Origin of the sequence: Bacillus altitudinis 41KF2b (assembly GCF_000691145.1) — a bacterium.
GTDB lineage: Bacteria > Bacillota > Bacilli > Bacillales > Bacillaceae > Bacillus > Bacillus altitudinis.
Genome location: NZ_ASJC01000009.1, coordinates 1 through 15,732, shown reverse-complemented (window position 1 = coordinate 15,732; position 15,732 = coordinate 1). Strand labels below are relative to the sequence as shown.

Genomic DNA, 15,732 nt, shown 5'->3' with positions numbered 1-15,732 from the left:
CGTGGATATATAAAAGCTTGTAGAGGGTCGCTCTACAAGCTTCTTTTATTGTATATTTTCGTTTAAATCTTCTCTTATGATATCAATCAGTGTGTCAATATCCGAGTGAGTTCTAGATGCTAATCGTACCAGCAAATGATCGATATACTCATACAAATGACGATCTTTCAACATATACTTCCCATAATACGGAATGACAAAGAAATAGAGCAAATCAGCTACTTCTAGTGCAACGTCATCACCAACTTCATTCTTTAGCGCCTCCCCAACACATTGGATCAGCCAATTCAAATCTTCTTTCTTTTCAATCGGAACGTACATCAGCTGATGAATACGGTCCGTATCTCCCGTTTGTAAAATCTGCTCCGCTACTCCCTTTGATAGAGCACCAATCTCTTTAGAAGATATATTAAGAACCGCGAATTCATTCTCTGATCTGTCTTGATCCATTTGCAGCACGTTTTGGTCCATCTCGACTCACTCCCCGTTCTCAGATACTTTTATTATAAGGAATTCATCTGATTTTTTATGGAAATAGTGGATTTTTTTATGTAATTTTAAACAAAAAAAGAACCAAATGATATGATTCAAGCTCAATTGACATAAAAAAACCATTGCACTTTATTTCAATCTATCTCAATATATGTATGTTAGTAGATTGAAAGGGATGAGAGAAATGAAGATGAAGCACCCGTGGATCAAAGGAATTATTGTCAGTGTGGTTCTCGTACTTGGGCTTGGAATCTTTCCTGTCCAGCTGCCCTTTTTACACATGACTCATGCGACACCAGTCGCAAAAGCAGCCGCACCGAAATACGTGACAACAGCGAATGTTCATCTTCGCAAGGGACCTGGAACAACATATTCAGTGATATTGACCATTCCAAAAGGGAAAAGGATTCCTTATCTTAAAAAGAATGGTTCATGGATTCAAACAAAGTATAAAGGAAAGACGGGTTACGTCAGCTCTCAATATATCAAAAAAGCAGGCAAAAGCTCACCAGCTTCATATGCTGCTCCTTCCACTAAAACGCCAGGTACGTATGTAAAAGGGATATTGGTTGTGAATAAGAAACATAGACTCCCATCTTCATACAATCCCGGAGAAAACAAACAAGCGAGAAAAGCAGTAAACGCTATGATCGCGAAAGCAAAAAAAGCAAACATCCGACTCACCGCTTTTAGCACCTTCCGTTCATACGACCGTCAGCGTGTCTTGTACAACAATTACGTCGCCTCTCATGGCAAAAAACAAGCAGATCGATTTAGCGCAAGACCAGGCTATTCCGAACATCAAACCGGCCTTGCTTTTGATATCGGCGGTGCCAATTCAAAACATTGGGCTGAAGATTCTTTTGCCAATACAAAAGAAGCGAAATGGCTGGCCAAACATGCCCATGAATTTGGTTTTATCATCCGTTATCCGAAAGGTAAAGAAAAAGTGACAGGCTATCAATATGAACCATGGCACCTCAGATACCTCGGATCAACCAATGCGAAAAAAGTAAATAAGAGCGGTAAAACCCTTGAAGAATATTTAAACATAAAAGGATAACAACAAAAGCACTCTTTTTCTTCAGAGTGCTTTTTTCATATATTCTCTTCTCTCTTTTTCATCGCAGCCGCCATTTCCACTTCACCCTCTGCTTCCAGCTGTTCAATAATGCGAGCATAATCTCTTTCATGGCGATTTTGACTTAACTTAAAAGCAGCTTGAACTTCATCAATGATGATTTTGAAGCCCACAATCCCTTTCATTTGTTTCTCTAGCATTTCCTCAGACAACGTATCCCATAACACTGGCTGATCTCTATGACTTTCATATGTCTCCAGCATCGCTGTTAATTCCTTGACCAGTTCTGATTTTTCGAGCAGTGCAGCCTTTCCATATACATGTACAGCTTGATAATTCCACGTCGGTACGGCTTCTTTCTCATACCATGAAGAGGATATGTAGGCATGCGGCCCTTGAAAAATGACGAGCACCTTCTCGTTCTCTTCAAACGTTTTCCACTGAGGATTTCCAATCGCCATATGCCCTGAGATCACATACGAATCGCCAATTTGATGAAAACTCACTGGAATATGTGTCGCAATGGGCTTTTCATTCGTTGTCGTCACAACTGTAGCAAATGAATGAGATTGAATAAATGATTTGATTTTCTCCATATCTTTCACTTGAAAAAATGATGGTACATGCATGTTCCCTTCCCCCTTATTTAATTAGTAGCTTCTCTTTTTGCCTTTTTTCACATCTTCCCAATCTTTTTCGATATTCTTTCGCACCCTTAGAAGATACTCATAAATCTGTTCCGCTTCCTCTTCAGAAAATCCATCCAGCGCTACCCGATTTGAATGATCATGTTCTCGTTTGATCATTGGATAGACGACTTTCCCTTTCTCAGTTGGAAACAGCTTCTTGATTTTTTTATTCACTGAGTCATCTTTCTTCTGAATAAAACCATGCAGCTCTAATTTTTGAATAGCCCGGGCAGCCGTTGTTCGATCTACCTTGATCATCTCCGCTAGTTTCTCCTGAATGATGCCAGGCTCCTCACAAATACGCACAAGATACAAATACTGCCCCTTCGTTAAATCATACTCTTTAAATTCAATATTACTAATTGAATCAAGCGCCCGAGCAATCACGCCAATCTCCCGCAAAATTTCTTTCATTTATCACGCCTCTTTTTTATTGTATTTACATAAATTTTAAAAATTAGTATAGCTCATGAATATTGTATATGCAATAAAAAGCCCACTTCCTCTCTGGAAGTGGGTTCAACCTCTTATTTATCACGCCTCTTCGATCCAAACAATCCAAACACGACAGCCAGTGCAACAATAATCGCCACCCAAGTCGTAAAGCCCATATGATCACCGCTTTTCTTTTAAAATCATCTCATCTCTTTATGTTAGATAAAACCAAAAAAATCACTGTCTCTTTAGTTAACGGATGTAAAGCGGTGAAAGTTTCAATTCATTTAACGCTCTTAACCAAAAAATAGACAAAACAAAAACCCCTATATTTCAAGGGGTTTTCGAGGGGTGTTACATCATTCCACCCATGCCACCCATTCCGCCCATATCCGGCATTCCGCCGCCTGAGCCGCCTTCTTCTGGTTTGTCAGCTACGACTGCTTCAGTTGTAAGAAGCATAGCTGCTACAGAAGCTGCGTTTTGAAGTGCAGAGCGAGTGACTTTTGTTGGGTCAACGATTCCTTTTTCGATCATGTTTACCCATTCGTTTGTTGCTGCGTTGAAGCCTACGCCAATTTCTTCGTTTTTCAAGCGCTCAACGATGACTGATCCTTCAAGACCTGCGTTGTGAGCGATTTGACGAATTGGCTCTTCAAGAGAACGTAGAACGATGTTGACACCTGTTTGAACGTCACCATCAGCTTCGATGGAAGCGACTTTGTTGTATACATTCACAAGTGCTGTACCACCACCGGATACGATACCTTCTTCAACTGCTGCACGAGTTGAGTTCAGTGCATCCTCGATGCGTAGTTTACGTTCTTTTAGTTCTGTTTCAGTTGCAGCACCAACTTTGATGACAGCAACGCCGCCAGCTAGTTTTGCAAGACGTTCTTGTAATTTTTCTTTATCGAATTCAGAAGTGGTTTCTTCTACTTGCGCACGGATTTGGTTCACACGTGCTGCGATTTGAGCAGAATCTCCTGAGCCTTCTACGATGGTTGTGTTTTCTTTTGTAACAACCACTTTAGACGCACGGCCAAGCTGACCAATTTCAGTTGATTTCAGGTCAAGTCCTAGGTCTTCAGTGATGAGTTCTCCGCCAGTTAGAACAGAGATGTCTTCAAGCATTGCTTTACGACGATCACCGAATCCAGGTGCTTTTACTGCCACTGCGTTGAATGTTCCACGAAGTTTGTTCACAACAAGTGTTGCAAGTGCTTCGCCTTCTACATCTTCAGCAATGATCAATAATGGTTTTCCTTGTTGTACGACTTGCTCAAGTACAGGAAGGATTTCTTGAATGTTTGTGATCTTTTTATCAGTGATTAAGATGTAAGGATTTTCAAGAACCGCTTCCATCTTATCAGAATCAGTTACCATGTATGGTGAAGCGTATCCACGGTCAAACTGCATTCCTTCAACCACTTCAAGCTCAGTTGTGAAACCTTTAGATTCTTCAATTGTGATTACGCCGTCGTTTCCTACACGCTCCATCGCTTCCGCAATGAGGCTGCCGACTTCTTCATCTGCTGCAGAAATAGACGCAACTTGAGCAATTGATTCTTTACCTTCGATTGGTTTAGAAATCTCATGCAAGCCTTCAAGTGCTACTTTCACTGCTTCTTCGATCCCTTTACGCACGCCAACAGGGTTTGCACCAGCTGTTACGTTTTTAAGACCTTCACGGATCATCGCTTGAGCTAGAACCGTTGCAGTAGTAGTACCGTCACCAGCTACATCGTTTGTTTTGCTTGCAACTTCTGCCACAAGTTTTGCACCCATGTTTTCAAATGCATCTTCTAATTCGATTTCTTTTGCAATCGTTACACCATCATTTGTGATAAGTGGAGAACCGAATTTTTTCTCAAGAACCACGTTACGTCCTTTAGGTCCTAAAGTTACTTTTACAGCATCTGCAAGTGCATCTACACCACGTAACATCGCACGACGTGCTTCTTCACTGAACTTAATATCTTTTGCCATAATAACGAAACCTCCTCAGTCTTTTTAGAAATATATCTCAATCTTTGTTTATGTGATTAACCAATAACAGCTAAAATGTCGCTTTCACGAAGGATTAAATATTCTTTTCCTTCATATTTCACTTCAGTGCCTGCATATTTTGAGAAGATAATGCGGTCGCCTGTGTTTACTTCTAACGCAACGCGCTCACCACTTTCAAGTACACGACCTGAACCTGCTGCAACAATTTTACCTTCTTGCGGTTTTTCTTTTGCAGAATCCGGTAAGACAATACCGCTAGCGGTTTTTTCCTCAGATTCAACGAGTTCAATGATTACGCGATCGCCTAATGGCTTTAACATAAGAAACAACCTCCTCAATTTTTATATGTAGTCTTTTTTAGCACTCATCATCAACGAGTGCTAACACATTTATTATAATAAAGAATGTCTTCTGTAATTTCAAGTAAAAACCTTTAAAATTTTTTACGCTTTCATGATCTTTTTTTATCACCGATTCTTTCCTTTTCAACGAAAAAGAAGACTTGTGTTACAATAAATCTAGTTCTTTTAGTAAAGGGGTTTTCGTTACTTGAAAAAACAATATTGGTACATCATCTTAACGTATATATTGGTGCAATTTTCTGCGTTTCCGTATGTGTTCATCATGAAGTGGTTAGGTTACATTCAGACACCGATGACACAAGCAGAGCTCTCCAAATTGTCAGGAACCTGGACAATCATCAGCTTCTGTATTGGACTAATCATTATTCTGCTCATCCTTCGGACTGTACCAAAAGCTTCACTCCGAAATGAAGCACCGGCATCAGTCGGCGCGGCAATCGCTTGGATCATTGGCGGTTTCTTTCTTTCCCTCTTTGCACAATCCATTGCGGGGGCGATTGAACAATATGCATTTGGCATTAGCCGAGAATCCGAAAATACTCAAAACATTTTAGCCATTATGGATGCAGTTCCATGGCTTGTCATCGTCATCGCTCTGATTGGACCGATATTAGAAGAAATCATTTTCCGAAAAATCATTTTTGGTGTGGTTTATGAAAAAACGAATTTTTTCATTGGCGCACTTGTCAGTTCAGTGGTTTTTGCTGCTGTACACAATGATTTCCCACATATCTTGCTCTATACCGCAATGGGCTTTACCTTTGCCTTTTTATATGCGAAAACAAAACGAATCATTGTGCCAATCGGCGCACACATGCTGATGAACTCGCTCGTCATTCTTGTGCAGATTGAGCCAGTAAGAAAAATGATTGAAGAACAATCTCAAACAATGCAAATGATTATTGGAGGCTTTTTCTCATGAGAAACCCTGTCGTATGGGGCATTATTTATTTTGCCGTAGGTGTGGCGTTCACCTATATGGCCATTCAAAATCCAGGTGACATGTGGTCATTTTACAGCATTTTGCTGATGGTGTTTGCGGCCTATAATATTAATATCGCGTTAAAAATGTTTGCTTTTTCTGTCAAAATGAAAAAACAGCAGCAAAAATAAACAAAAAACCATTTTCCGCCGTTTGGAAAATGGTTTTTTTATGGAGGTCATGTTTTCATGGAACACGAAAAACTGAACATCATGAACAATCAGCATGAAACGATTGGTACAGCCGCTCGATCTGATATCCATGCTGAGGGCCTTTGGCATGAAACCTTTCATTTCTGGCTTTTAAAAAAGGAAGATGACACAGTGTTTCTCTATTTTCAGCTGAGGAGTTCCTCCAAAAAGGATTTCCCTTCTCTATTTGATATCACAGCAGCAGGCCACCTTCTCGCAGATGAACAGCCTTCTGATGGCATCAGAGAAGTCGAAGAAGAGCTTGGTCTCTCCATCTCGTTTGAGAACCTTACCTTTGCTGGTGTCATTAAAGATGAAATCCATCTGCCTTCGTTTACCGATCGTGAGTTTTGCCATGTGTATCTTTATATGGATCAAAAAGAGCACATGGATGTCCATCTACAGAAAGAAGAAGTTGCTGGACTTTATAGAGCAAGGCTGATGGATGCACAGCAGCTTTTAAATAGAGAATGCGAAAAAATGAATATCGAGGGCTTTGAAGTGGATGCAGACGGCAAGCGACGTGAGGAAAAGAGAGAGGTCCATGTACATGATTTTGTCCCGCATGAACCTGCCTATTATGAGCATCTCTTTCAAGCAATCAATCAATTTCTTTCACAATAGAAAAAGCATCGTGACCCCTATTAGGATCACGATGCTTTTTTATGAGACAACATCATTTTCTTTCTCCTCTGTCTCTGTTTGCTGCATTTTGCGATAGGTCACTCTTGAAATGACAATACTCACTTCATACAAAACGAGCATTGGCAAGGTAACCATGAGGTGAGAAACGAGCTCTGGCGGTGTAATCAGTGCGGCAATGACAAGGAGGACAAAATAGGCATACTTCCGTATTTTTGATAAAAACATCGGTGTAATGATACCCAGTCTAGTGAGAAACATCAACACGACAGGCATCTGAAACAAAAAGCCAAATGGAAGTGTTAACTGCATCAGAAATGTAAAATACTCATGAATCCCGATCACTTGCTCCACATGTAAATCATTTGACATCCGTATCATAAAATCGACGACAAATGGAAACAAAATAAAATAAGAGAAAGCCACACCGCTCAAAAATAAAAGCAGTGCAATTGGAATATAAGCAAGTGTCACCTTTCTTTCTTTTTCATATAAGCCAGGACTCACAAACGCCCAGAGCTGATATAAGATCACGGGACACGTCAAAACAAGAGCAATGACAAAAGCGAACTGCATAAACACGTACAGTGGATCTGTGAGCTTAAATGCGTTCAATGTCAGTGTGGCCGCTTCATCGGTATTTTGTAAATACACAATGACCGGCTTAGCGAGAAAAAAACCTGCCACCATAAAGGTGACAAAAAACATCGCAATGATCACTAAACGTTTTCGCAGTTCCACAATATGCTCCATAAGCGGCATATCTTTGACATTCATGAAGCTCATCCTATTCTACTGATCTTCTTTTTTCTTTTTTTCTTCCTGATCATCAGCTAAACCTTTTGTGGCATTTTTAAATTCACGTAATGTATCTCCTGCTGCTCTTCCTAATTCAGGAAGCTTTTTCGGCCCAAAAATAATGAGCGCAACAACCGCAATCAGAACCAAACTTCCAGGACCGATCGGACCCATTTGCTCCACCCCCTTTACCCCTTTTCGTCAATCCTCCTGTGTAACAGAGTAATGCTTTAAGAAATACACAAGAGACTGAAGTTCAACCGCCAAATCTATATGATGAATTCGAATGTGTTCCGGCACATTCAATCGAGCCGGCGTAAAGTTAAGGATTCCTTTGATGCCAAGGGCAATCAAACGATCTGTAATGGATTGAGCTGCTACGGCAGGCACTGTCAAAATCGCAACAGGAATATCTCCTACCTCTTGCACATGCTCTTCAAGCTTATCCAAATCATAGACAGGCACGCCGCCTATCTCACTTCCTATTTTACTCTCATTGACGTCAAAAGCCATTGAAATTTTTGTATTATTATTTTTAATGAAATTATAGTGTAAAAAAGCAGTCCCTAAATTCCCGACACCGATGAGCATGACATTCGTCATTTCATCTTGGTCAAGGGTCTTTCTAAAGAAGGTCAAGAGGTAATCGACATTATAGCCATACCCTTTCTTCCCAAGTGCACCAAAGTAAGAAAAATCTCGGCGAATGGTGGCAGAATCCACTTTGACTGCATCACTAAGCTCTGCCGATGACACCCTTTGTTTTCCTGATGCATGCAGATTTTTTAAAAAACGGTAGTAAAGCGGCAAACGTTTGGCTGTCGCTTGTGGAATTTTTGACTGGTCTATATTCATATAAGATCCTCCAACTTAAATATCAGATGCTCTGTGAAAATCACCGTTTTTCCCGCCTGTTTTTTCTACTAGATAGGTCGGGCCGATGATCATCCCTTTGTCTATTGCTTTGCACATGTCATAAACGGTCAGTGCACATACTGAGGCAGAAGTGAGCGCTTCCATCTCCACACCCGTACTTCCTTTTGTTTTCACTTGTACTTGTATGTTCAGAATGTACGCATTTCCGTCTTCCTCCCAATCAAAGGAGATATCGACACCTTTTAATGCAAGCGGATGGCACATTGGAATGATAGTAGATGTTTGCTTTGCTGCCATGATGCCAGCTACCTGTGCGACAGATAGTACATCCCCTTTTCCAATACCATGCTTTTGTATTTGATGAAATACATCTTTTATCATACGAACGCTTGAAACAGCAACGGCAGTTCTCACTGTAGACGATTTGTCACTAATGTCGACCATCTTTGCTCTTCCTTGTTCGTTAAAGTGGCTAAATTGACTCATCTTTCAACGCTCCCTCACTCAAATCATACACTATTTTTTCCTATCTGTCTTTCATTTGACCATGGCAGCCGTATGTAAGATTTGCCGGTTTACTGCTGATAAGCTACACTTAACATATTATAGCAGAGGTGAAGTTACATGATGATTCTACAAGTGAATCAGCTGTCCAAATCGTTTGGCGCTGATACCGTTTTAACGAATATAAAATTGGAAGTCAAAGCGAGGGATCGTATTGCCATTGTCGGTCGTAACGGTGCAGGAAAATCCACGCTTTTAAAAATCATTGCCGGTCAAATGTCTTACGAACAAGGTGAGATCATCAAACCGAAAGACCTATCCATTGGATATCTAGCACAGCATACAGATGTGACGTCTACACGTACGCTAAAAGACGAACTACTATCCGTTTTCGATCATTTAAAAGAAATGGAACAAGAGATGAGAACCATAGAAGAGAAAATGGCTTCTTCCACAGGAACAGAATTAGATTCTCTAATGAAAACCTATGACAGACTGCAGCAAGCATTTAAAGATCAAGGCGGCTACCAATATGAAGCAGATGTCCGCTCCATTTTACACGGACTCGGCTTTAGTCATTTTGAAGATCATACAACCGTCCAATCCTTAAGCGGCGGTCAGAAAACTCGTCTAGCGCTTGGAAAGCTATTATTGATGAAACCAGAACTCTTGATTTTGGATGAGCCAACCAACCATCTAGATATTGATACCTTATCATGGCTTGAGCAGTATTTGCAAAATTATACAGGAGCCATTCTCATCGTTTCCCATGACCGATACTTCTTAGACAAAGTCGTGAACCATGTATATGAAGTGTCAAGAACAGCGATGAAAAAGTTCGCTGGGAACTATAGTAAGTATCTTGATCAAAAAGCTGAGCAGCTAGAGCGTGATATGAAGCTGTATGAAAAACAGCAAGAAGAAATTTCGAAGCTTCAAGATTTCGTGGATCGGAACTTAGCAAGAGCCTCCACCACAAAGCGTGCTCAAAGCAGGCGGAAACAGCTGGAACGGATGGATCGTTTAGATAAGCCGTTAGGAGATGAAAAATCCGCAAACTTCCATTTCGATATTATGAGGCAAAGCGGAAATGACGTGCTGAAGGTGCATGATCTCGATATTAGTTACGATGAAAAAACGCCGCTCCTCTCCTCCCTCTCTTTTCATATTAAACGGGAGGATAGCGTGGCACTCATCGGTCCTAACGGTATCGGGAAATCAACTCTTTTAAAAACCTTAACGGATACGTTAAAACCAGTAAAAGGCGATATCAGCTTTGGTTCTCATGTGACGATTGGCTACTATGATCAGGAACAAGCCAAGCTGACATCCTCCAAGAAAGTGTTAAATGAACTTTGGGATGATTATCCCCATATGACTGAAAAAGACATTCGGACTTGTTTAGGAAACTTCCTTTTTTCAGGTGATGACGTCTTAAAGCCTGTACATGCTTTAAGTGGTGGAGAAAAAGCACGACTTGCACTGGCAAAGCTGATGCTCCAAAAAGCCAATTTCCTCATTCTCGATGAGCCGACGAACCATCTTGATTTGGACAGTAAGGAAATATTAGAGAATGCACTAATAGATTATCCAGGCACCATCTTGTTTGTTTCACATGACCGTTACTTTATCAATCGCTTGGCAACAAAAGTACTTGAGCTTTCGCCAGATGAAACAAAAGAATACCTCGGTGACTACGACTACTATCTTGAAAAGAAAAACGAACAATTAGAGCTTGAAGCACTCCAAACTCAGGAGACGCATAAAAAACAAGCAGAAAAACCATTAGAAACAGCAAAACTTTCCTATGCAGAAGAGAAAGAACTCAAAAAGAAAGAAAGACAAAAGCAGCGCCGAATTGAAGAAATTGAAGAGCGTATCGCTGTCATCGAAGACAAGCTCGGTGAAAACGAAGAGCTTCTATGTGATCCTGCTATTTTCCAAGATCACGAGAAGGTACAAGCCATTCAAACAGAAAATGATGCGCTCAATCAAGAGATGGAATCACTTTTTGCGGAATGGGAAGATCTATCAGATGCATAAAGAGTGCCCTAACGGGTGCTCTTTTTTAAGGTGAGAATCTTTATCCACAATGATACCCACAATAACATCTTGATTATTCTTAAATATTTTGAAGTTATCCACTTTATCCACAGTATTTTAATCACATATCCACATAAAAGATCACATTTATACACATTCTCTTCATTTTAAAACGAATTTTCTAACAATTGTGGATATATAACGTTTACATGTGAATAAATCGCTTTCATTTCAATAGAAAAAACTCCTGTGTATCCACAGGAGTTCCAAATTGTTGACAAAGGGATAAAATGAACTTTATTTTAGCCCTTTGTCTTCTTTTCAGCTCAGCGTGATAGAAAACCTTTGAAGTCTAGGAAGGACGAGTACTGGCGCGGAGCGAATTTGATATTCGTGAGCACCAGCACGCAGGACTGACACCGAATGTGAGGGTTTGTCTACACGCTGAAACCCCTGTATATCCACAGAAGTTCTTATTCATAGGAAACAAGCGGCAGTCCAGGTTGACCGTTCATTGCCATGTCGCCTCTTATTCCCTTTTCAAATGCAATGGTTCCCGCAGCAGCAATCATGGCTGCATTGTCTGTACAAAGAGACAATGGCGGAATCATGACATTCACTTCAGGTAGCTTCGCAAATGCTGAAGTAAGGGCTTCTCTAAGACCTTTATTGGCAGCAACCCCGCCAGCTAGAACGACTTGTTTCACACCATACGCTTCAGCCGCTTTTAATGTCTTTCCGACTAGCACCTCAATCACGCTTTCTTGGAAACTTGCAGCCAAATCCTCAGGCGCAATGGTTTCGCCCTTTTGAGACGCATTGTGTAATGTGTTGATGACCGCTGATTTTAAACCGCTGAAACTAAAATGATAGGATCCTTCTTCAAGCCATGCACGAGGAAGCTTAATCGTTGGCTCCCCTTCATGTGCCAATCGATCAATGTGAGGTCCCCCTGGATATGGCAGACCCATTGTCCGAGCTACTTTGTCATACGCTTCTCCAGCCGCATCATCCAACGTTTCACCAATAACCTCAAAAGACCCATGCTCTTTCATCAAAACAAGCTCAGTATGCCCACCAGAGACGACTAGAGCTAAACAAGGAAACACCAGTTCACCAACGAGCTGGTTCGCATAAATGTGTCCAGCAATATGATGAACACCAACAAGCGGAATTTGATGTGCAAAACTCAATGCTTTGGCTGCATTAACACCTATCAAAAGTGCACCAACTAAGCCCGGTCCTTCTGTCACAGCAATGGCATCTAAATCCTGAAAGGTCATATTGGCCTGCGTCATGACTTCTTCTAATACGATCGTCATTTGTTCCACATGATGCCTTGAAGCGATTTCTGGTACCACGCCGCCAAATCGTTTATGGCTTTCTATTTGTGAGGCGACAACATTCGCTACGATCTCTTTCCCATTTTTCACAATGGACGCAGCTGTTTCGTCACAGCTTGTTTCTATACCTAATATGAATCGATCTTTTTTTTCACTCATTTATCTTCACCCACATGACTAATGCATCTTCCCCGTTATCCGTATAATAATTCTTTCGAATAGAAGCTGGTTTAAACCCGAGCTTTTCATAAAGGGATTGTGCTGGCGTATTTGATACCCGCACTTCTAGTGAAAGATGATCTGTCTTTTTTTCTTTGCAAAATTCCATGACATATCGAAGCAGCGCTTCCCCGTATCCTTTTCCCCGGTGCTCAGGGAGAATCGCAATATTCGTAATTTGTGCATCATCCATGACAATCCAAACGCCGCAATACCCAACAGGCTGACCATCTTCTTCAATGAGGAAATAATGGCTGTATTGGTTATGGAGAATTTCATAGACAAACGACTCTTTTTTCCAAGGCGCTGTAAACGAATGCACTTCAATCGTATATACCTCTGGGATGTCCTCTACTGTCATTCTTCGCATCTCTACTGTGTTGAGATTATTTTTGTCCTTCAAGCCATTTCACTTCCGCTTCTGCCAAACGAATATAATTAGGAACAAGCTGATGGACATCTTCAGCAGGGCGGTCTGCCCCCAAAAATGCGAGCACTGAAGGTCTTGGGTTGTGAAATGCCTCGTCTGCTAAAACGGCGGTTTCTCCAAGTATGGAGAGTATATTCTCTTGATGAAGATGCACATCATGTCCAAGAAATAAAACAGGGTTCCCTTCCTTTTTCAGCTCTTGAAGCCAATCAGTGAGCAGGATATTTTGATCAGGTTTCACTTCTTTTATCTTTCCACCTTCAAATGTATATAACCCTGTATAAACTTGTCCTCTTCTTGCATCAAATATAGGAGAAATCATTCCATTAAAATATCGAGCATTTGCCGCCAGCGTTTCTAAACTTGAAACAGCAGCTATCGGAATAGACAGCGTCCAAGCAAGTGTTTTTGCAATGGTCACACCGATTCTAACGCCAGTGTAAGAACCGGGTCCTTTGGCTACAACAATTTTGCTTAATTCGTTCGGTGCTACGCCGCATTCTTTCATCAGTGCTTCAACTGTCGGCATTGCACGGACTGAATGATTCTTCTTTAAGTACGTAATACTTTCCCCAACCACAGTGTCATCACGGACAAGAGCTATTCCGAGTGTATGGTTTGACGTATCAATTGCCAGTATGGTCAATGTCTTTCATCTCCTTACAAAGGGCCTCATAGCGCTCCCCTTTTGCATAAAACGTAAGATGACGTTCTTCTTCACGTTCTGTTCTCAGCATTTCAATTTTTAAATACGATGAAGGCAATTGAGGTTCAATGAGATGCGCCCATTCAACCAAACACACACCTTCCCCCTCAAAATATTCGCCCAGTCCAATATCTTCTTCCGCATCTTCCATACGATACACATCCATATGATAAAGTGGCAGTCTGCCATCCGTATATTCTTTAATAATTGTAAAAGTAGGGCTGTTGACGATACGGGTAATACCTAAGCCTTCTGCAAAACCTTTTGAAAAAGTCGTTTTACCTGCGCCTAAGTCTCCTTCTAATGTTAAGACATCGCCGGGCATCACAAGTGTAGCCAAGGCAGCAGCAATTCGTTTCGTCTCATCCGCACCTTTTGTTGTCCACGTTAACTTCATGGTGGAGTCACCTCATTTCTTAAAATGATTATATCCTTTTTTCATTAAAATTGTTTGTTGATCATGGTCTTTTAAAATAACGCTGGACGCTCGATCATCTTTGACTTGTCCAATACGCGTGACCTGAATGTGTTCTTTTTTACATTGCGTCTCAAATCGCTTCCAATCCGTTTCAGGGATCGTACCAGTTAAGACAAAATCCTCTCCACCGAACAAGACCCATTCAAGCCATTCTTTATGTAACAACGGTAGATGTGGATGTTTTGGGAGCTGATCAGCTTCAATTTCAATCGTCACACGACTCGCTTCCGCTATTTCGTTTAACTCACTCGCTAATCCGTCACTTACATCATTCAAGGTCACCCGGGGGAAGCTTGAACAAATAAGGCCAGCAGCAATATGCGGCTGCGGCATTTTGTGTCGCTCTAGAAAAAAAGCAGTGTCAATCGAATGTGCAGCATTTACTTCATTCATTAAAAGGGATAGCCCAGCAGCTGATGAACCTAGTTCACCTGTGACAAAGACAACGTCTCCTGTCTGAGCACTATGACGGTAACAGGCTGTTCCCTTTGGAATCTCACCAATGACCGTTACTGTGATGACAAAGTCACTGCGGGTGGCTACTGTATCTCCACCGATTAAATCCATATGATATCTGTCAGCCAATGCTTTCATTCCCTCGTAAAAAGCTGCAACAATTGCTTCATCCCCATGAGGCGGGATCGCAATTGATACAAGATAATACTTAGGGGTTCCTCCCATGGCTGCAATATCACTGATATTCACTGCCAGCGCTTTAAATCCAACCTCAAAGGGTGTGGAAAAATCAAATCGAAAATGGACATGCTCTACCATTGTATCAACACAAACGACCTCTTCACAATGTGAATGAGGTTGATAAACACTAGCATCATCACCGATGCCCATGACCAAAGAACGCTGATGCGTTTCTTTTGGTGTAATTCGGCGAATAAGATCAAATTCATCCATAAAAGACAGCCCCTTCATACAATCAACTGATTGAGCAAACATGATGTCAGACACAGTTAGTATTAGTGTAGCGAATATGAGCCTCGGTTCCAACTAAAAACGATATAAAGAAAGCCTGGTATAAAAAAACCAGGCGTTGTTTATTGAAGTCATGATCTTTTCTTATCACATTTAGTGTAGCCAAACACAAGGAGTTTCATTGCATCTAGGATACTTATTGAAAGAAAAAGACATAAAAAAAAACGAAACTATACGTTTTCGTTTACAAGTCATACACCGGCAAATAGTGGTGGCTCGGGACGGAATCGAACCGCCGACACACGGATTTTCAGTCCGTTGCTCTACCAACTGAGCTACCGAGCCATCATCAAAAGATGAATATGTATAAATGGCGGTCCGGACGGGACTCGAACCCGCGACCTCCTGCGTGACAGGCAGGCATTCTAACCAACTGAACTACCGGACCATTTTGGCTGTACTCAATGAGCACTCGCTACTTAATAGGTAAAATAATTTGGTTGCGGGGGCAGGATTTGAACCTG

At 41.2% G+C, this 15,732-nt stretch carries 19 protein-coding genes and 2 tRNA genes; 5 read left to right on the top strand and 16 right to left on the bottom strand.

The window, feature by feature from the left end; translation table 11 throughout:
• Positions 1 to 45: 45 nt before the first annotated feature.
• Positions 46 to 471 (bottom strand): hypothetical protein, encoded by a 426-nt coding sequence (locus BA79_RS14430; protein ID WP_019743783.1) that lies wholly within the window; start codon positions 469 to 471, stop codon positions 46 to 48.
• Between the two features lie 205 nt (positions 472 to 676).
• On the opposite strand from BA79_RS14430, the gene BA79_RS14425 reads away from it, so the two are divergent.
• Complete coding sequence (locus tag BA79_RS14425; RefSeq protein ID WP_035703499.1) at positions 677 to 1,555, top strand: D-alanyl-D-alanine carboxypeptidase family protein; 879 nt, start codon at positions 677 to 679, stop codon at positions 1,553 to 1,555.
• Between the two features lie 35 nt (positions 1,556 to 1,590).
• Here BA79_RS14425 and BA79_RS14420 read toward each other — a convergent pair whose 3' ends face one another.
• The 4 genes from BA79_RS14420 to groES form a co-directional block, all read right to left on the bottom strand.
• On the bottom strand, positions 1,591 to 2,202 hold the full coding sequence (locus tag BA79_RS14420) for an FMN-binding negative transcriptional regulator (protein WP_035703496.1): 612 nt from the start codon (positions 2,200 to 2,202) through the stop codon (positions 1,591 to 1,593).
• 21 nt (positions 2,203 to 2,223) lie between these two features.
• Positions 2,224 to 2,676, bottom strand: coding sequence for a MarR family winged helix-turn-helix transcriptional regulator (locus BA79_RS14415; RefSeq protein ID WP_035703494.1), 453 nt, complete (start codon positions 2,674 to 2,676; stop codon positions 2,224 to 2,226).
• A 375-nt stretch (positions 2,677 to 3,051) separates the two neighbouring features.
• Positions 3,052 to 4,686, bottom strand: a complete 1,635-nt coding sequence (gene groL / locus BA79_RS14410) for a chaperonin GroEL (RefSeq protein ID WP_007496015.1) — start codon at positions 4,684 to 4,686, stop codon at positions 3,052 to 3,054.
• A 56-nt stretch (positions 4,687 to 4,742) separates the two neighbouring features.
• On the bottom strand, positions 4,743 to 5,027 hold the full coding sequence (gene groES, locus BA79_RS14405) for a co-chaperone GroES (RefSeq protein ID WP_003214120.1): 285 nt from the start codon (positions 5,025 to 5,027) through the stop codon (positions 4,743 to 4,745).
• A 229-nt stretch (positions 5,028 to 5,256) separates the two neighbouring features.
• On the opposite strand from groES, the gene BA79_RS14400 reads away from it, so the two are divergent.
• The 3 genes from BA79_RS14400 to BA79_RS14390 are packed head-to-tail and all read left to right on the top strand — an operon-like array spanning position 5,257 to position 6,866.
• Positions 5,257 to 5,991, top strand: coding sequence for a CPBP family intramembrane glutamic endopeptidase (locus BA79_RS14400; protein ID WP_035703490.1), 735 nt, complete (start codon positions 5,257 to 5,259; stop codon positions 5,989 to 5,991).
• Positions 5,988 to 6,182 carry a YdiK family protein gene (locus BA79_RS14395; RefSeq protein ID WP_017366710.1) on the top strand — a complete coding sequence of 65 codons (195 nt, stop codon included), beginning with the start codon at positions 5,988 to 5,990 and terminating at the stop codon, positions 6,180 to 6,182. The genes BA79_RS14400 and BA79_RS14395 overlap by 4 nt, the downstream gene beginning before the upstream one ends.
• A gap of 57 nt (positions 6,183 to 6,239) precedes the next feature.
• On the top strand, positions 6,240 to 6,866 hold the full coding sequence (locus tag BA79_RS14390) for an NUDIX hydrolase (RefSeq protein WP_035703488.1): 627 nt from the start codon (positions 6,240 to 6,242) through the stop codon (positions 6,864 to 6,866).
• Positions 6,867 to 6,905: 39 nt separating this feature from the next.
• On the opposite strand, the gene tatC is transcribed toward BA79_RS14390, so the two are convergent.
• The 4 genes from tatC to moaC are packed head-to-tail and all read right to left on the bottom strand — an operon-like array spanning position 6,906 to position 9,044.
• A complete protein-coding gene (gene tatC / locus BA79_RS14385) occupies positions 6,906 to 7,670 on the bottom strand; it encodes a twin-arginine translocase subunit TatC (protein WP_096881072.1) in 765 nt (254 codons plus the stop codon).
• A gap of 6 nt (positions 7,671 to 7,676) precedes the next feature.
• Positions 7,677 to 7,856, bottom strand: a complete 180-nt coding sequence (locus tag BA79_RS14380; protein WP_008344374.1) for a twin-arginine translocase TatA/TatE family subunit — start codon at positions 7,854 to 7,856, stop codon at positions 7,677 to 7,679.
• 27 nt (positions 7,857 to 7,883) lie between these two features.
• Complete coding sequence (locus tag BA79_RS14375; protein WP_008355687.1) at positions 7,884 to 8,537, bottom strand: redox-sensing transcriptional repressor Rex; 654 nt, start codon at positions 8,535 to 8,537, stop codon at positions 7,884 to 7,886.
• Between the two features lie 15 nt (positions 8,538 to 8,552).
• Positions 8,553 to 9,044, bottom strand: a complete 492-nt coding sequence (moaC, locus tag BA79_RS14370; RefSeq protein WP_008344376.1) for a cyclic pyranopterin monophosphate synthase MoaC — start codon at positions 9,042 to 9,044, stop codon at positions 8,553 to 8,555.
• 138 nt (positions 9,045 to 9,182) lie between these two features.
• On the opposite strand from moaC, the gene BA79_RS14365 reads away from it, so the two are divergent.
• On the top strand, positions 9,183 to 11,105 hold the full coding sequence (locus BA79_RS14365) for an ABC-F family ATP-binding cassette domain-containing protein (RefSeq protein ID WP_035703485.1): 1,923 nt from the start codon (positions 9,183 to 9,185) through the stop codon (positions 11,103 to 11,105).
• 473 nt (positions 11,106 to 11,578) lie between these two features.
• On the opposite strand, the gene tsaD is transcribed toward BA79_RS14365, so the two are convergent.
• The 7 genes from tsaD to BA79_RS14330 form a co-directional block, all read right to left on the bottom strand.
• Positions 11,579 to 12,607, bottom strand: a complete 1,029-nt coding sequence (tsaD, locus tag BA79_RS14360) for a tRNA (adenosine(37)-N6)-threonylcarbamoyltransferase complex transferase subunit TsaD (protein ID WP_017359857.1) — start codon at positions 12,605 to 12,607, stop codon at positions 11,579 to 11,581.
• Positions 12,600 to 13,028 (bottom strand): ribosomal protein S18-alanine N-acetyltransferase, encoded by a 429-nt coding sequence (gene rimI / locus BA79_RS14355; protein ID WP_008344382.1) that lies wholly within the window; start codon positions 13,026 to 13,028, stop codon positions 12,600 to 12,602. The genes tsaD and rimI overlap by 8 nt, the downstream gene beginning before the upstream one ends.
• A 25-nt stretch (positions 13,029 to 13,053) precedes the next feature.
• Positions 13,054 to 13,743 carry a tRNA (adenosine(37)-N6)-threonylcarbamoyltransferase complex dimerization subunit type 1 TsaB gene (gene tsaB, locus BA79_RS14350; protein ID WP_035703483.1) on the bottom strand — a complete coding sequence of 230 codons (690 nt, stop codon included), beginning with the start codon at positions 13,741 to 13,743 and terminating at the stop codon, positions 13,054 to 13,056.
• Entirely contained in the window at positions 13,724 to 14,200 is a 477-nt protein-coding gene (gene tsaE / locus BA79_RS14345; protein ID WP_007496038.1) for a tRNA (adenosine(37)-N6)-threonylcarbamoyltransferase complex ATPase subunit type 1 TsaE, read from the bottom strand. Before tsaE ends, tsaB begins: the two co-directional genes overlap by 20 nt.
• 12 nt (positions 14,201 to 14,212) lie before the next feature.
• Positions 14,213 to 15,190, bottom strand: coding sequence for a thiamine-phosphate kinase (gene thiL / locus BA79_RS14340; protein ID WP_035703481.1), 978 nt, complete (start codon positions 15,188 to 15,190; stop codon positions 14,213 to 14,215).
• A gap of 287 nt (positions 15,191 to 15,477) precedes the next feature.
• Positions 15,478 to 15,553, bottom strand: a tRNA-Phe gene (locus BA79_RS14335).
• A 26-nt stretch (positions 15,554 to 15,579) separates the two neighbouring features.
• Positions 15,580 to 15,656 (bottom strand) — tRNA-Asp (locus BA79_RS14330).
• Positions 15,657 to 15,732: the final 76 nt, after the last annotated feature.

Coding starts and splice junctions, on each gene's coding strand:
- BA79_RS14430 (WP_019743783.1), bottom strand. CDS start 471: ATGGACCAAAACGTGCTGCAAATGGATCAAGACAGATCAGAGAATGAA.
- BA79_RS14425 (WP_035703499.1), top strand. CDS start 677: ATGAAGATGAAGCACCCGTGGATCAAAGGAATTATTGTCAGTGTGGTT.
- BA79_RS14420 (WP_035703496.1), bottom strand. CDS start 2,202: ATGCATGTACCATCATTTTTTCAAGTGAAAGATATGGAGAAAATCAAA.
- BA79_RS14415 (WP_035703494.1), bottom strand. CDS start 2,676: ATGAAAGAAATTTTGCGGGAGATTGGCGTGATTGCTCGGGCGCTTGAT.
- groL (WP_007496015.1), bottom strand. CDS start 4,686: ATGGCAAAAGATATTAAGTTCAGTGAAGAAGCACGTCGTGCGATGTTA.
- groES (WP_003214120.1), bottom strand. CDS start 5,027: ATGTTAAAGCCATTAGGCGATCGCGTAATCATTGAACTCGTTGAATCT.
- BA79_RS14395 (WP_017366710.1), top strand. CDS start 5,988: ATGAGAAACCCTGTCGTATGGGGCATTATTTATTTTGCCGTAGGTGTG.
- BA79_RS14390 (WP_035703488.1), top strand. CDS start 6,240: ATGGAACACGAAAAACTGAACATCATGAACAATCAGCATGAAACGATT.
- tatC (WP_096881072.1), bottom strand. CDS start 7,670: ATGAGCTTCATGAATGTCAAAGATATGCCGCTTATGGAGCATATTGTG.
- BA79_RS14380 (WP_008344374.1), bottom strand. CDS start 7,856: ATGGGTCCGATCGGTCCTGGAAGTTTGGTTCTGATTGCGGTTGTTGCG.
- BA79_RS14375 (WP_008355687.1), bottom strand. CDS start 8,537: ATGAATATAGACCAGTCAAAAATTCCACAAGCGACAGCCAAACGTTTG.
- moaC (WP_008344376.1), bottom strand. CDS start 9,044: ATGAGTCAATTTAGCCACTTTAACGAACAAGGAAGAGCAAAGATGGTC.
- BA79_RS14365 (WP_035703485.1), top strand. CDS start 9,183: ATGATGATTCTACAAGTGAATCAGCTGTCCAAATCGTTTGGCGCTGAT.
- tsaD (WP_017359857.1), bottom strand. CDS start 12,607: ATGAGTGAAAAAAAAGATCGATTCATATTAGGTATAGAAACAAGCTGT.
- rimI (WP_008344382.1), bottom strand. CDS start 13,028: ATGACAGTAGAGGACATCCCAGAGGTATATACGATTGAAGTGCATTCG.
- tsaE (WP_007496038.1), bottom strand. CDS start 14,200: ATGAAGTTAACGTGGACAACAAAAGGTGCGGATGAGACGAAACGAATT.
- thiL (WP_035703481.1), bottom strand. CDS start 15,190: ATGGATGAATTTGATCTTATTCGCCGAATTACACCAAAAGAAACGCAT.